The 13,779-nt window shown below is 59.6% G+C and carries 13 protein-coding genes and 1 tRNA gene; 9 read left to right on the top strand and 5 right to left on the bottom strand.

What is annotated here, in order from left to right; genetic code table 11:
• Positions 1–24 precede the first annotated feature (24 nt).
• Positions 25–1,053, top strand: coding sequence for an alpha/beta hydrolase (locus VGU61_RS08770; RefSeq protein ID WP_326858732.1), 1,029 nt, complete (start codon positions 25–27; stop codon positions 1,051–1,053).
• Between the two features lie 122 nt (positions 1,054–1,175).
• Complete coding sequence (locus tag VGU61_RS08765; protein WP_326858731.1) at positions 1,176–1,403, top strand: hypothetical protein; 228 nt, start codon at positions 1,176–1,178, stop codon at positions 1,401–1,403.
• 7 nt (positions 1,404–1,410) lie between these two features.
• On the opposite strand, the gene VGU61_RS08760 is transcribed toward VGU61_RS08765, so the two are convergent.
• On the bottom strand, positions 1,411–2,307 hold the full coding sequence (locus VGU61_RS08760) for a LysR family transcriptional regulator (RefSeq protein WP_326858730.1): 897 nt from the start codon (positions 2,305–2,307) through the stop codon (positions 1,411–1,413).
• 137 nt (positions 2,308–2,444) lie between these two features.
• On the opposite strand from VGU61_RS08760, the gene VGU61_RS08755 reads away from it, so the two are divergent.
• Together VGU61_RS08755 and VGU61_RS08750 are read left to right on the top strand one after the other, a co-directional pair.
• A complete protein-coding gene (locus VGU61_RS08755; protein WP_326858729.1) occupies positions 2,445–3,656 on the top strand; it encodes a YbfB/YjiJ family MFS transporter in 1,212 nt (403 codons plus the stop codon).
• Positions 3,657–3,684: 28 nt separating this feature from the next.
• The gene (locus VGU61_RS08750; RefSeq protein ID WP_326858728.1) at positions 3,685–4,287 is read left to right on the top strand and encodes a carboxymuconolactone decarboxylase family protein; all 603 of its coding nucleotides are present in this window, start codon (positions 3,685–3,687) and stop codon (positions 4,285–4,287) included.
• Positions 4,288–4,347: 60 nt separating this feature from the next.
• On the opposite strand, the gene VGU61_RS08745 is transcribed toward VGU61_RS08750, so the two are convergent.
• Positions 4,348–6,597 carry a family 1 glycosylhydrolase gene (locus VGU61_RS08745; RefSeq protein ID WP_326858727.1) on the bottom strand — a complete coding sequence of 750 codons (2,250 nt, stop codon included), beginning with the start codon at positions 6,595–6,597 and terminating at the stop codon, positions 4,348–4,350.
• A gap of 490 nt (positions 6,598–7,087) precedes the next feature.
• Between VGU61_RS08745 and VGU61_RS08740 the strand changes: the two genes are divergently transcribed.
• The 3 genes from VGU61_RS08740 (at position 7,088) to VGU61_RS08730 (ending at position 11,400) form a co-directional block, all read left to right on the top strand.
• Complete coding sequence (locus VGU61_RS08740; RefSeq protein WP_326858726.1) at positions 7,088–9,787, top strand: EAL domain-containing protein; 2,700 nt, start codon at positions 7,088–7,090, stop codon at positions 9,785–9,787.
• 143 nt (positions 9,788–9,930) lie between these two features.
• Positions 9,931–10,686, top strand: a complete 756-nt coding sequence (locus VGU61_RS08735; RefSeq protein WP_326858725.1) for a methyltransferase domain-containing protein — start codon at positions 9,931–9,933, stop codon at positions 10,684–10,686.
• A gap of 570 nt (positions 10,687–11,256) precedes the next feature.
• Positions 11,257–11,400: a hypothetical protein gene (locus VGU61_RS08730; RefSeq protein WP_326858724.1), complete on the top strand. Its 144-nt coding sequence runs from the start codon at positions 11,257–11,259 to the stop codon at positions 11,398–11,400.
• 177 nt (positions 11,401–11,577) lie between these two features.
• Here VGU61_RS08730 and VGU61_RS08725 read toward each other — a convergent pair whose 3' ends face one another.
• A complete protein-coding gene (locus tag VGU61_RS08725; protein WP_326858723.1) occupies positions 11,578–11,787 on the bottom strand; it encodes a hypothetical protein in 210 nt (69 codons plus the stop codon).
• A gap of 408 nt (positions 11,788–12,195) precedes the next feature.
• On the opposite strand from VGU61_RS08725, the gene VGU61_RS08720 reads away from it, so the two are divergent.
• Entirely contained in the window at positions 12,196–12,357 is a 162-nt protein-coding gene (locus VGU61_RS08720) for a hypothetical protein (RefSeq protein ID WP_326858722.1), read from the top strand.
• Between the two features lie 37 nt (positions 12,358–12,394).
• Here VGU61_RS08720 and VGU61_RS08715 read toward each other — a convergent pair whose 3' ends face one another.
• Positions 12,395–12,589: a hypothetical protein gene (locus VGU61_RS08715; protein WP_326858721.1), complete on the bottom strand. Its 195-nt coding sequence runs from the start codon at positions 12,587–12,589 to the stop codon at positions 12,395–12,397.
• A gap of 318 nt (positions 12,590–12,907) precedes the next feature.
• Between VGU61_RS08715 and VGU61_RS08710 the strand changes: the two genes are divergently transcribed.
• Positions 12,908–12,980, top strand: a tRNA-Thr gene (locus VGU61_RS08710).
• Between the two features lie 213 nt (positions 12,981–13,193).
• Here the strand turns inward: VGU61_RS08710 and VGU61_RS08705 are convergent.
• Positions 13,194–13,779 (bottom strand): SOS response-associated peptidase (locus tag VGU61_RS08705; RefSeq protein WP_326858720.1); only part of this gene is annotated, 586 nt, incomplete at its 5' end.

The following is a 13,779-nucleotide window of genomic DNA, read 5'->3' as shown; positions in this document are numbered from 1 at the left end:
AACACCAATAATGAGGAGAATCCGATGAACAGAATGCGACGCATGATTATGCTGGCATGGGCCGGCTCCGCGGTAACCGGGACGCTGGCCGGATGCGCCGGCACGGGCAACGCCAACATGACGGCGGACGGCAGCAGCGTCTGGCGCTCGTTCCGCGCCACCGACGGCACCGAGATTCATTACCGTTACTGGGCAGCGTCACGCAAGAAGCCGCGCGCGGTGGTGCAGGTGGTCCATGGCGCCGCGGAGCACAGCGGCCGTTACGACCGTTTCGCCCGGGCGCTGGTCGCACAGGGCTACGCGGTCGCGGCAACCGACCATCGCGGTCATGGCCGCACGCGGATACGGTCCGGCCAGCTCGGCGACGCCGGACCGGACGCATGGAGCCGCTTCGTCACCGACGAAACCCACCTGACGCAATTGCTGCGCACCGAACATCCCGGTTCGCATATCGTGCTGTTCGGCCACAGCATGGGATCGTTCATCGCGCAGGACTACATGACGCAGCGGCCGAGGCTCATCGATGCGGTGATCCTGAGCGGCACCGCCTACGGTCCGCCGCCGCCCAAGGAGTTGCTGGGAGCGCTCGAAGCCGCAGCCAAATCGGCGCCGCTCGGGCCTTCCGAAATCTGGGCCAACCTGTTCAAGGATTTCAACCAGCCTTTCACCGGCAAGCCGGGTTTCGAATGGCTCAGCCGCGACGCGGCCGAAGTCGCGAAATACCAGCAGGACCCGCTGGCCGGATTCGCCTTCAGCAATGAACTGGTGCGCGACTTTTTCCAGGGTATCGCCGATCTGCGCGATCCGGCGCGCGAGGAGCGCATCATCAAGAACCTGCCGGTGCTCGTCATCCAGGGAGAGCTCGATCCGGTCGGCGCCAACCTCAAGGCCACGCAGGCGCTGCTCGACCGCTACAAGGCACTGGGCATGACGGACGTCAGCCACAAGTTTTATCCGGGCGGGCGGCATGAAATGCTCAATGAAACCAACCGCGACGAGGTGCAGCGCGACGTGCTGGCATGGCTGGACAAGACGATTCCCAGGAACGATTGATATGGCTCTCCATACCGGGCCTGCTATTTTCGGCGGCGGGCTCGGCATGCATCCCTGCCGGGTGGTTCACCGGGCTGTTAAGTGACTAAAATAGCGGCACACCGTCACGCAGGGAGCACATCATGAGCATCGTCACCATCGCCATCGGCATTGCCCTTATGTTTTTCGGCATCTACATGGCGATCGCCAGGAAACGCCAGCCCCAGGCGCATGGCAAACGTCAGGCCCTTCAGGAACTGTTTGGGGAGGAACTCGGCAACCGCATCCATCTCGGAACCTATGTCGTGATTCCCATCTTCGCCGGTGCGATGTTCATCTTCTCGGGCATGCGCGGCGTGTCGATATTCTGAGTCCGCTTCACGCGGCAGCCTGCCTGCTCCTCAGTGATTTTCCCCGCGCGAGTTCTTCTCGCATCGCATCCAGCGCCGCCGATTGATGCCCGTGGCGTGAAACCAGGAAGGTGCGTGCCCTGGCGATTTTTTCCGGCAAGGGATACACCGCAACCTCACTGTCCGCATGCACCACCCGGAGCACCGAACGCGGCACGATCGCCATGCCGGAGCCTGCCGCGACGCAGGCGACGATGGCATGATACGACCCGAGTTCCAGCACGCGGTCCGGCACGATGGAGGCATGGCCGAGCCAGTCTTCGAGCGTGCGCCGGTACGAACAGCCGGAGGCAAAGGCGATGACCGTATGCTTTTGCAGGTCCTTGGGCGTGCGCACCTTCGGCGTGGACTTTGATGTGATCAGCACCAGCTCCTCCACGAACACTTCCTGCGCGTCGAGGTCGGGCGCGGTGAAGGGCTCCGCCACCAGCGCGGCTTCCACATCGTAGTTGCGCACCTTGCCGAGCAATGCGCCGGACGTGCCGGTGACAAGCTCGATCTGGACACCGGGATACTGGCGGTGAAACCGCGCCAGCACCGGCGGCAGGCGGGCCGCCGCCGTACTCTCCATCGTGCCCAGACGCAAGGTGCCGCGCGGGGTGCCCGTCCGGATGGCCGCCTCGGCCTCGGACGATAATTGCAGCAGCCGTTCGGCATAGGCCAGCAGGACCTTGCCTTCCGACGACAGCAGCAGCTTGCCGTTTTGTCGCTGAAAAAGCTTCACTTCCAGCCGCTCTTCCAACTGCTTGACCCGCGTGGTGACGTTCGACTGCACCCGGTTGAGTTGCGCCGCCGCCTTGGTGATGCCGCCGAAATCGACCACCGCCTTGAATATCTGCAACGAATCCAGATCAATGTTTCTCATTTTGAGAACCTCCTATCTCGATTATTCATTTTTCAATATGGCTTGGTCAAGCTACACTTGCAGCATTCGGCATCTTCATGCCGGCGCGATGACGAATGGAATCCTCATCGCCATTGACAACCAACCACCCTGTCCATATGCCCGTGAACGAACTTGCCGCCGATACAGCTTCTTCTTCACCCGTTCCCGCCGCGCTCGCCGGCCTGTTCGCGCTGGCGGTCGCCATGGGCATCGGCCGCTTCGCCTTTACGCCGGTACTGCCGATGATGCTCGACGACGCAGGCCTCTCGATTGCCGGCGGCGGCCTTCTCGCCTCGGCCAATTATCTCGGCTACCTGATCGGCGCAGTCTCCGCCATGTTCGTACGCATCGAACCGTCGCGCGCCATCCGCGCGGGATTGAGCGCGATCGCGCTGACCACGCTGGCGATGGCGCTCAAGCTGCCGCTCGCCGGATGGCTGGTGCTGCGCCTCGCGGCCGGCATTGCCAGCGCCTGGGTGCTGATATCGGTGTCCGCATGGTGCCTCGAAACACTGGCCCGCTACCAGCGGCCGGCACTCAACAGCATCGTGTTCGCCGGTGTCGGCAGCGGCATCGCCATCGCGGGGATGCTCTGCATCGCGCTGATCGCGCAGGACGCAGGCTCTGCCCGCGCATGGCTGGCGCTCGGCCTGTTTTCCGCTGTGGTGACGGCCGTCATCTGGCGTTTCTTTCCAAGCCGCGCTGCCGTCGCGGCGACGGCAGCGCAGGGCAGGGCGCGTGTTCGCTGGACGGGCGACTCGGTGCGCCTGGTCACGTGTTACGGGCTGTTCGGTTTCGGCTATATCATTCCGGCGACCTTCCTGCCCGTGATGGCGAAGAGAGTACTGGAGGACCCGACGCTGTTCGGCTGGTCATGGCCGGTGTTCGGCGCGGCGGCGGCGCTGTCGACCCTGGCGGTTGCGATACTGGTGCGCCGCTTCGGCAACCGTCCGCTATGGGTTGCCTGTCATGTCGTGATGGCGGTCGGCGTCGCGCTGCCGGTACTGTGGAATGCGCAATGGCCGCAATTCCCTGCCATCCTGATCGCGGCGCTCTTCGTAGGCGGGACTTTCATGGTGATCACACTGTGCGCGATGCAGGAAGCCAAGCAGGTGGCAGGCAAGGACGCCACCGGCCTGATCGCCGCGATGACCTCCGCGTTCGCCGCCGGGCAGATCGCCGGTCCGCTCAGCATCGGCGTCATCGCCGGCAAGGACGGCGACTTCACCCATGCGCTGCTGCTGGCTGCCGCCTTGCTGGTGATGAGCGCGGTGCTGCTGGGGATCGGTCGCCCCGGCCAGCCGGACCGGCCGCGTGCGGCAACCTGATTTCGTATTTCATTGAGAAAGGAAAGCCATGAGCAACAATTCTGAATCCGTCATGCAGGGAAATGGTCCCGAGCGCATGCCGCCGATGGACCCCGGCAGCATGGACGATGCTCAAAAGGCTGCAGCAGAGGAAATGATCGCCGGACCGCGCGGCGCGGTGAAGGGGCCGTTCATTTCCATGCTGCGCAGTCCCGAGTTGATGAACCGGCTGCAAAAGGTCGGCGAATATCTGCGCTTCCAGAGCGCGCTCGATACACGCCTGAATGAATTCGTCATGCTGATCACCGCGCGCCACCTGACCAACCAGTTCGAGTGGCGGGTGCATTATCCGCTTGCATTGAAGGCAGGCGTGAAGGCGGAGGTGCTTGATGCGCTGGCCGAGGGCCGCAGGCCGGCAGGCATGGCCGGCGATGAGGAAATTGCCTACGACGTATGCGATGAATTGTTTCGCACGCACGGTGTCAGCGATACGACATACCGGCGCGCGGTGGAAACGTTCGGCGAGCGCGGCGTCATCGACATGATCGGGCTGGCCGGTTATTTCACTACCGTGTCGCTGATCATGAATGTCGCGCGCACGCCAGCCGAGCCCGGCGCCCAAGTAAAGCCGCTGGCGCCATTCCCGCTATGACGAGCCGTTGAACGGCGGCCCGGCGGGCCGCACCGGGGCTCGCCGGGTACGGCGCGGTTGTCAACCTACTGCTTCTTCTTCCGCATCGTCGCCTGTTGCCAGAACAGTCTGGCGTTGCGAGTCGATGAAGCGTGCCAGCGCATCATCCAGCGACGGCAGCAGATTGCCGCGTTCGCTCGTCATCGCGGTATAGGCAGGACGCGCCGCGATGTAGCCGAGTTCGTTCCCCGACACCGGCACCACCAGCTTCGGATCGAGTCCCGCCATCTCGGCAGCCTTTACCGCGAGTTCGGCCCAGGTGATTTCCTTATCGTTGGTCAGGTGCCAGATGCCGCCTTCCTTGTCGATCAGCAGATCCAGGCAGGTATGCACGAGGTCGGGGACGTAGGTAGGCGATATGGTGATGTCGCCGGCGGCCCTGAAGGGTTCTCCTGCTTGCAAGGTGCGCAGGGCCTGTGTCAGGAAGTTGAAGTTATCCCAGGGGCCGAAGAAGGAACTGGTGCGCACCATCAGCGCATCCGGATACATCTCTTGCAACTTGCGCTCCGCTTCCGCCTTGCTCCTGCCGTAGACGTTCAATGGCGCGACCAGATCGCTTTCGACATACGGTTGCCCTTTCAGCCCGTCGAACACCAGGTCGCTTGAAAAGGTCAGCAACTGGATGCCGCCGTTCGCGCAGACGCGTGCCAGAACTTCCGGACCGAGCGCGTTTTCCCGCATGCAGCGGTCGATATCGTTTTCGGCGTCGTCCACCCGCACATAGCCGCCGGTGTTGATGATGGCCCATGGCTGGTATTTGCCGATCGCGCTCTCCACCGACTGCGGATCGGCTATATCCATTTCCTGTCTGCTCAGCAGGCGGTAGGCGAGATTGCGCTGTTCGCAAATGCGGGCGAACGCGCTGCCGAGCGTGCCGGTTGCGCCGGTAATCAGGATGGGTTGAACCAGGCCTTGTTCCTTGCGCTTCACGCCGGAACGGATCGGCGTCGCTGTCGCCGCGATGCTGACCGGTTCGCAGAAGAACCGTCCCGGACGCCGCCACCAGCCCAAGCCCTGGAGAACCGGATGCGACAACATGCTGCCTGCGGACAATTCCCGCATCAGCGTCGCGACGGCCGTCGGACGCGGCTCCGGAGAGCGCACGTCGAACGGTCCGGATTCGTAGTAGCCCCGGCATTCCGTTACCAGGCAATTCCAGTCATAGGAACCGAGCAGCGCCCATACCGTCACCGCCCGCATGTCGACGCCGCGCTGCTGCACTTCCTTGCAGGCATCCCAGATCTCGAGCTGCCAGCGCAGCTGGTCTTCACGGTTGGCATCGATATGCGCTTCGGTCACCGCAAGCGGCAAACCGTAACGATCCCACGCTTCCTGCAGCAATGGGCCGATGCCTTCGGTCGGTGTTGCGAGCGCGCGAGGCGCTTCGATGTCGGCATGGGGAAGTCCGCGGTAGGAACCCACATAGCGTTCCGGATAGCGCTCCACCCGATGATCGAGCCAACGCTCGCTGGTGATGTAATAGTTCACGCCGATAATGTCCGGCGGACATGGGTTATCCGCGAACCACAGGAATTCCGACTCGGCGATGCCTGTGCCGGTAAGGTACTGCCACAGCGCGTGCCCGGGGCCGACCTTGCCGCAGAGAAGATCCCAGCCCAGCCAGCGGCGTTCATTATAGAAATCCGCCAGGGCCGACATTTCCGGCGTGCTGTAAGACTTACCGAGATCATCGGTCTGGACCAGTTTTGCCTGCGGATTGATCTTGCGGATTTCCCGCATGGAAAGGACGACCGCGCGGCACTGATTGATCAGTGCCTGGATGAAGGTGCGCTCGTCCCGTCCATGCGGGTACCAGACGCCGTACAAGCCGCTGAAGCGGGCGGTGGTCAGCGGCTCGTTGACCGGGGTGTAGTACTCGACCCATGGGTAGCGCTGAGCGACCGCACCGGCAAATTCGGCCAGCTTGTCGGCGAAATCCGGTTCGACGAGGCTGGTATGTTGCGGACCGCTGCCGTGATGCACCAGACCGACGATGGGCGTGACGCCCAGCCGCTGCAGTTCCGGCAGCCGCTCGTCGGGCCACGACCAGTCGGCCCTGGCGATTCCGTTCGGCGCTGTGCGCTCCCACAGCACCGGATAACGGATCGCCTTGATGCCGAGCGATGCAAAGCGTTCCAGATCATCGGTGCGGGTTGCGTGGCCGTTGCGTTCCATCTGGCTGAAATATTCGTCGACCACCCGGTTGACGGTACATTCGAGGCCGCCCCAGAGTTCAAGCGGAGGGATTGGATCTTTTGGTAAATTTTTCATAACATTTTTCTCAATAATGGCCTTGGAGCCTTGTGAATTCGGAAAAGTGAGGGGGGAAACTGCTATCGGGAAGCGGAAGTGGAGAATGGGAGTGTGCGCATAGTGTCATCAAGCGTGCCTGCCCTAAAGACGATTAGCGTTTAATGCAATGATGAATTGCCGACCACGCGGATTGGGATGCAAATTCCAAGCCAATGAGCCAGATGTCGAGGTCGGTGAATTCTTGACAACCTTCCTGACAACTCATCGGGTTAAAACAATCCGCTGCGAACCAAGGATGTGACGCTTTATTGACACGGGTCAATATTCTTCGTCGTACCCCTGACGCCAGAAAAACCCCTGCTATATTTGTTTTCGTCAGGAAATATTCTGACTGGCAAAGCAGGCCGGACCGTCATGGAACCGCGTAATGTCCGCCCTTGGCGGCATCCGACCTTCGGCAGCGTTTCTCTTCATCCAGTATTGGCCCACACGGCAAGGCTCGTCATCCATGACTGTGACCCGCGATAACGAAATTGCGATTGACGAGAAGGCGCGTCTCGATGCGCTTCGTCAATACAATATTCTCGACACGGACCCGGAAACCGTGTTCGACGATATCGTGCAGCTCGCCGCATTAATCTGCGACACACCGATGGCCACCGTCACCCTCGTAGATGAAAACCGGCAGTGGTTCAAATCCCGGCGCGGCCTCACCGTCACCGAGACGCCGCGCCACATCGCCTTCTGTTCTCACGCCATCATCCGCTCCGACCCGTTCATCGTTCATGATGCGCTTGCCGATCCGCGTTTCTCTGACAACCCGCTGGTGCAGGGCGTGCCGAACATCCGTTTTTATGTCGGCATACCGCTGGTCAACATCGACGGCCATGCGGTCGGCACCCTTACCGTGATGGACCACAGACCCCGCATGCTCAGCGACGACCAGGTGTTTGCGCTGCGGGTGCTGGCCCATCAGGCGCTCACGCAGCTCGAATCGCGGCGCAGCATCGCTGAACTCAACCGGCTGATGATGGAGCGCGACCAGGCCCAGTTGGGCTTGCAACGCATGCACGATGAACTGGAAGCGCGGGTGCATTCGCGCACGCGCGAACTCGCGCTGGCCTCCGCCGCTCACCAGAATGCCGAGCTTCTGTACCGCACCTTATGGGAAACCACGACCGACGCGGTGCTGATCCTCGACATGGACGATGTGATCCGATATGCAAACCCGAGCACCTTGCGGGTACTTGGTTATACGCCTGAGGAATTGATCGGCAAGGACCTGGCAACCATACAGCCGGAGCGCTTTCGGGAAGCGCATCGGCGCGGCAAACAACGCTATCTGCAAAGCGGTTTGAAACAGCTCGACTGGCGCTCGACCGAAGCCCGTGCGCTGCTGCGCGACGGCACCGAACTGCCGGTGGAGATCGCCTTTTCCGGCATGGCGCTGAACGGACGGCGCCTGTTCGTCGGATTCTTCCGCGATATCACGGAACGTAAAAAAGCCGAGGCCGCCCTCTTCGAGGAGAAGGAGCGGGCGCAGGCAACGCTCAAGTCGATCGGTGATGCGGTGGTCAGCGCCGACGTCGATGGAAAAATCACATTCCTCAATCCAATCGCAGAGCAATTGACCGGATGGCGCAACGATGAGGCGGTGGGGCACATGCTGTCGCAGGTGCTTAACCTTGTCGATGAAGACAATGGCACGCCAGTCTCCCTGTCGCCGGACATGACCGCCTCGGGAAGGCCGGCAGGCATCGGCAGCAGGACCTTGCTGATACGGCGTGACGGCGAACAGTTTTCCATCGAAGGATCGGTCGCACGGCTTCTTGACCGGGAAAGGCATTCGACCGGTTGCGTCATCGCTTTCCGGGATGTGTCGCTTGCGCGCAAGCTGGCGGCGCAGTTGTCGCACCAGGCCAGGCATGATCCGCTGACCGGCCTGGTCAACCGGATGGAGTTCGAGCGCCGCCTGCGGCTCGCACTGGATAGGGTTCAGGTCAACGGAGTCGGGCACTGCCTGCTGTATCTCGACCTGGATCAGTTCAAGGTGGTCAACGATACCTGCGGCCATGTCGCCGGCGACGAACTGTTGCGGCAGCTGTCCGCCGTCTTGCGGCTCAACCTGCGGGACAGTGACACGCTGGCCCGGCTGGGCGGCGACGAGTTCGGCATATTGCTGGAAAGCTGTCCGCCCGATGCGGCGCTGCGCATCGCGGAAAAACTGCGCCAGGCGGTGGCCGAACATACTTTCGCGTGGGAGGACAAGCGATTCACTGTCGGCGTCAGCATCGGCCGGGTGAACTTTGACGATGACACGCTCACCCTTGCCGAAATACTGAGCAATGCCGATGCCGCCTGCTATGTGGCCAAGGAGCGGGGACGAAACCGCATCCATACCTACCTGCCCCAGGATCAGGCATTGGCGGCGCGCCACGGCGAAATGGAATGGATAAGCCGCATCAACAGCGCATTGGACGAGCACCGCTTCTGCCTGTACATGCAGCCCATCATCGACTTGCGTTCCAAAGCCGCAGAATCGTCCGCGTCGCCATCGCATATCGAGGTGCTGCTACGGATGCGCGACCAGGACGGACAGATGGTGCTGCCGATGGCGTTCATCCCCGCGGCAGAGCGTTACAACCTCATGCCCGCGCTCGACCGCTGGGTGATCCGGTCGGTGTTTGCGCACATTGCTTCCCGCCCTGGCGCAACGCCGGCATGCTTTGCCATCAACCTGTCCGGTGCGTCGCTGGCCGATGAAGCTTTTCTGGATTTCGTACGCGGGGCATTTGCCGAATCCGGCATCCCACCGTCTCAGATCTGTTTCGAGATCACCGAGACGATTGCCATCGCCAACCTTGTCAATGCCGTCGCGCTGATGGGGGAACTCAAGGCCCTTGGATGCAGCTTCGCGCTCGACGACTTCGGCAGCGGCATGTCTTCCTTCGCCTATCTGAAACACCTTCCGGTGGACTTCCTCAAGATCGACGGATGCTTCGTACGCGATATCGTGGATGACCCGATCGATCATGCAATGGTTGCCTCCATTCATCATATCGGGCATCTGATGGGTATCCGCACCATTGCTGAATTCGTGGAAAACGACTTGATTCTCGGAAAGTTGCGCGAGATCGGGATCGATTTTGCGCAAGGCAATGCTATCGGCCAGGCAGCGCCGCTTATCCTCGAACCCTGCGCCGCCTGAGATTCCGCTTCAGCGCTTTGCCTTTTCTTGTGCTTTCACAAGCCGGCATTCACCCATTACGGCGAATAATATGCAAAAGCGACATCACCGAGGTTGCCACGCCGCGGTGATCGCATCCCATTGGCAAGCGCAGGAGAAAAGAATTGAAGCACACCATCAACGCGGAATACGGCGCCGGTCCGGCAGGCGGCATGTTTGAACGGCTGCTCGAGTCACAACGCCGCAAGCTGCTTGACGCATTCACCGAATTCCGGCGCAATGATCCGGATGGCTCGGTCCTAAACGTCGGATTGCCGGGCGCCTTGTTGCCTGATGCCGCAAGTCCGCTCGCAGGCGCGACTGACCAGCAGACCCGTTCCCGCGTAACCTTCTTCAAACTCCCGGCGCCCGATGCCGGCACAAGCCGCCGTCCAACGCTCGCCGAATCCTGGACACGTCAGCTCGACAATCCGCACCTTCCTTTCGCCGATGGTGAATTCGACTGGGTTTTTTGCGGAGAGGTTATCGAGCATGCCGGCAACTTCGAGCGCCAGTTCCAGTTGCTGATGGAGTTGAACAGGGTCGCCCGCAAGGGCGTATTCGTCACCACACCGAACCGGCGGCACCCTATCGAATTCCATACCGGCATACCGTTCTTCCACTGGCTGCCGCAAGCATGGTGGCGACGCATGCTGGCATGGACAGGCAAGCCCTTGTCCGCTGCCTCGCTCAATCTCCTGGATTCAGGCGCACTCTATAAACTTGCCAGCCTGCTGCCGGCAAAGCCCAAGCATGACGTCGGCCATAAGCGCGTGTTCGGCATCAAGGCACACTTTTTCCTGATGATTGAAAAGCATGCCGCATCCGCAACACCTGGCGTGGATGCCGGTGAAGCAGCGAGGAAGGCGGATAAGCCATAGCCGGCGGCTGTTGTCGTTATGAAGTAAGGCATACAGCTGCCTATCTTTTGCCTCATCTCGGAATTTGATTTATATGGCAATGTATTGCTGTGAAAACTAATACTTTCAGGCGATAGGGGTTGAACAGACATCCTGGCATTTGCTAACAAATGCTGAAATGAATGCCAATCGATTCATCGTGCGTTAAGGAACAAATTGCATTGCCGCACATCGCACGAGACATGGTTGAACGCATATCATTCATCAAACAGCTCGCTGCGGAAGCAATCTCTCAAGTTTGATGAAGGTCAATGGCAGTACGCCACTCTGCGTTAACATGAAATTGATTTTCCCTTAAAAGGCGTTGCTTGGGCCTGCCGGTCGTTTATCGATGGCAGGCCTTTTTCTTTGCCATGCACGAAAAGCATGTTTATCGTTTAGACATGCGCATTCATTACTTTTCTTAGTCCCGCTGAGATTTGTTTCCACTTTGCACCCATTGCATTGAACTAAGGAAATAGAACTCGGTCTAGGCATGTCTACATCTCGAATGAGTGATGCAAGAGCATGTCTACGCCAGTGCATAAATCTGTGATCGTTCTCATATTGGTAGCCACTACGCTGGTGGTTAGCGAATACCGTCTCAAGAAGCGGGAAGAGCAGGGCAGTGCGCGTACTGATGCATCGCGCATATCGCCGATGTTGGTCGTGCCGGTGCTTGGAATACGCGGCTGAGGTCCGTTGGGACTCCGATCGGTCACAACAGAAGAGGCATCAGTTTGTGATCGCAGTCACATAATTGGAATGAATTTGGGAATACAGTAAAGACGCTGTAGACGTAATATTCTCCAAAGATTGCGGCCCGTTGCCCCAAAGGCGTACGGGTCATTTTTTTTGGCCGTCGCCGGGAGTTTAGCGCAGCCCGGTTCCCGGGCCGGTTGCGGCGCCAGGCACGCCGGATCCTACTCCCATGCCGGAACCCGGCACCGAAATCGGGTTGCCCTGTACGTCATTCGCGCCCTGTGCGGCAACCGGACGTGCGGGAGTCACTTCTCCACTCGTAGAAATGGCGCAGCCGGCAAGAAGGATTGCAGCTACCGCCAATGCGGAATAGGCGTTCATAAATGCCCTGGATAACGTTGATAAATGACTATTGGATTGGTATTTTTCAGACCGGTTCATCGGCCATCCGCATTGAAGGCACCGTTGTTTGAACTGCTTAAGTCTGCTCTAAGTTTCTTGTGTGAACATGGCCCTGTTCAATCACGGGAGGTTCGCCATGTACTTAAAAGCTCCGACATCCGGTCCGATGCCACAACACGCCGTTCTGCATTCACAAGAGCTGGCTTCGCTGACACCTCGTCAGACTGCCGCCAAACCACGCCATGTGATTGCCGAGCGCAGCCGGTCCGACCGTTATGGAAGGTTCGGCAAACGGTAATTCCGGCGTTTTCGTTTGTCCTGTCATTCTGCTATCCTGTTGCGCCTTCGGGGACGTGTTTCCAGGTCCCCGGTTTCAGGGAGAACACTATGACAAAAACTGCAGGCTTCACGATCATTCAGCTGATGTTTGTATTGCTGATTGCGGGCCTTGCCGGATCGTTCCTGGTCGATGCATTGATCGACAAGCGCTGCGAAAGCGATCCATCCTCTTCCTTCTGCACCAACAAAGCAAAGGCGTCCTCGAGCTGACCGGGCGCAGCCTCGCTTCCTTGTCAATCCTCTGTGGTCACTGCGCCTTTGTGACAGCCGGCATCCATTCTTCGATATCCGACATCCGGCAAATGCTGACATTGCCTGCATCGATAAAATAAAAACACCAGTTGAGCGCGCTCCAGCGCGCAAGGCGTTGTCCATCCTTGGTAATGACTTCGCAGAGTTCGCCATCCTTGAGAAGGGACAGCGCGGACTTTTCTCTTTGCATGTGAATAGAGCGTTTTTAAAGCGTTGGAAAGGCGATTGATGGCCTCCGACCGTCTGAAGACGCATTTCTCATCCAGATGCGGCGTCGTGCATCAATACTGTACGTGCATACAGTATAAGTCGGATTGAGCACCATGCAAAATAAAGAAGGAAAGTTATGCTTGCGGTCCGTCAATTTCCAATCAGCCGCGCCGACTCCCGCGAGGCGAGGTACCGACTGGCTCCAACGGCCGCACGTAGGCGGGGGGCCATAAATTTTTTGATTGTTTGCGCTCTGTCTAGGTCGTTCCAAACCGCCGGAATATGATGGCTCCAATGCGCCGGCTTAGCTCAACAGGTAGAGCATTCCAAATGTAATGGACAGGTAGGGGGTTCGAGTCCTTCAGCTGGCATCAATGAACACTACTGCAGCGTTTTCATCAATGCAGACAAAAAGGGTTGACCGCCGAGATGGCTGTCAGCCCTTTTTCATTGTGCTGACAAATTCTTGTCGTAACAGGACGAATGAATATGGCCGGATAACAAGATTCGCAATCGATCTCGCATGTTCCCGTCGACCGGAGTGCTCGGCGCAAGTTGCAATGGAGATCTGGATCCAGCGCGCCTTAAATGTCGAGAAGTGTCTGCTTTCCCGGCTTGGCGCTCGTCTTCGGCGCCGCCTGGGCGATCAGCCTCTCGGCAGGATAAGGTTCAAACAGCGTGGGCGCATCCTCCACCGGGGATGTCAGCCATTCGTCATACTGCTCCGGCCGCAGAATGACCAGCATGCGCTTCTCATCCTCGGGCTTGTGAAATCGCTGCATCAGCGGGTGCCCGTCCGCGTTGATCGTCAACATGGAGAATGACAGCAATGGCAATCCGTTCGGGCCGTCCTGCCTGTGCTCCCAGATTCCCGCAATGCCGAGCGGCGCCCCGTCGGCATCGGCAATTTCCCATCGTTCTGCCTTGCCGGTTTCATACGACGGCTCATAGAACGACGCCACCGGAATAACGCAAAATTGCCGGTGCTTGTATGCATTCCTGAAGCTTGGTTTCGTGGCTACCGTTTCCGTGCGTGCGTTATAGGTCTGCCGTGCGAGCTTTGTATCAGCCCAATGGGGGACCATGCCGAACATCCCAAGCGCACAAGCACGATCACCGGGCGGGGCATCCGTTCTCGGAAGGCGGATGATCGGTGCCATATACCCGGGA

The sequence above is a fragment of the Noviherbaspirillum sp. genome (genome assembly GCF_035944575.1).
Classification (GTDB): domain Bacteria; phylum Pseudomonadota; class Gammaproteobacteria; order Burkholderiales; family Burkholderiaceae_D; genus Noviherbaspirillum.
The sequence above is the reverse complement of the archived record's forward strand: the minus strand, read 5'-3'. Positions and strand labels throughout refer to the sequence as shown.

Bases quoted from the DNA above. Each gene is read 5' to 3' on its own strand.
- VGU61_RS08745 (WP_326858727.1), bottom strand. From the start codon at position 6,597: ATGAAAAATTTACCAAAAGATCCAATCCCTCCGCTTGAACTCTGGGGC.
- VGU61_RS08725 (WP_326858723.1), bottom strand. From the start codon at position 11,787: ATGAACGCCTATTCCGCATTGGCGGTAGCTGCAATCCTTCTTGCCGGC.
- VGU61_RS08760 (WP_326858730.1), bottom strand. From the start codon at position 2,307: ATGAGAAACATTGATCTGGATTCGTTGCAGATATTCAAGGCGGTGGTC.
- VGU61_RS08750 (WP_326858728.1), top strand. From the start codon at position 3,685: ATGAGCAACAATTCTGAATCCGTCATGCAGGGAAATGGTCCCGAGCGC.
- VGU61_RS08765 (WP_326858731.1), top strand. From the start codon at position 1,176: ATGAGCATCGTCACCATCGCCATCGGCATTGCCCTTATGTTTTTCGGC.
- VGU61_RS08770 (WP_326858732.1), top strand. From the start codon at position 25: ATGAACAGAATGCGACGCATGATTATGCTGGCATGGGCCGGCTCCGCG.
- VGU61_RS08755 (WP_326858729.1), top strand. From the start codon at position 2,445: ATGCCCGTGAACGAACTTGCCGCCGATACAGCTTCTTCTTCACCCGTT.
- VGU61_RS08715 (WP_326858721.1), bottom strand. From the start codon at position 12,589: ATGCAAAGAGAAAAGTCCGCGCTGTCCCTTCTCAAGGATGGCGAACTC.
- VGU61_RS08740 (WP_326858726.1), top strand. From the start codon at position 7,088: ATGACTGTGACCCGCGATAACGAAATTGCGATTGACGAGAAGGCGCGT.
- VGU61_RS08720 (WP_326858722.1), top strand. From the start codon at position 12,196: ATGACAAAAACTGCAGGCTTCACGATCATTCAGCTGATGTTTGTATTG.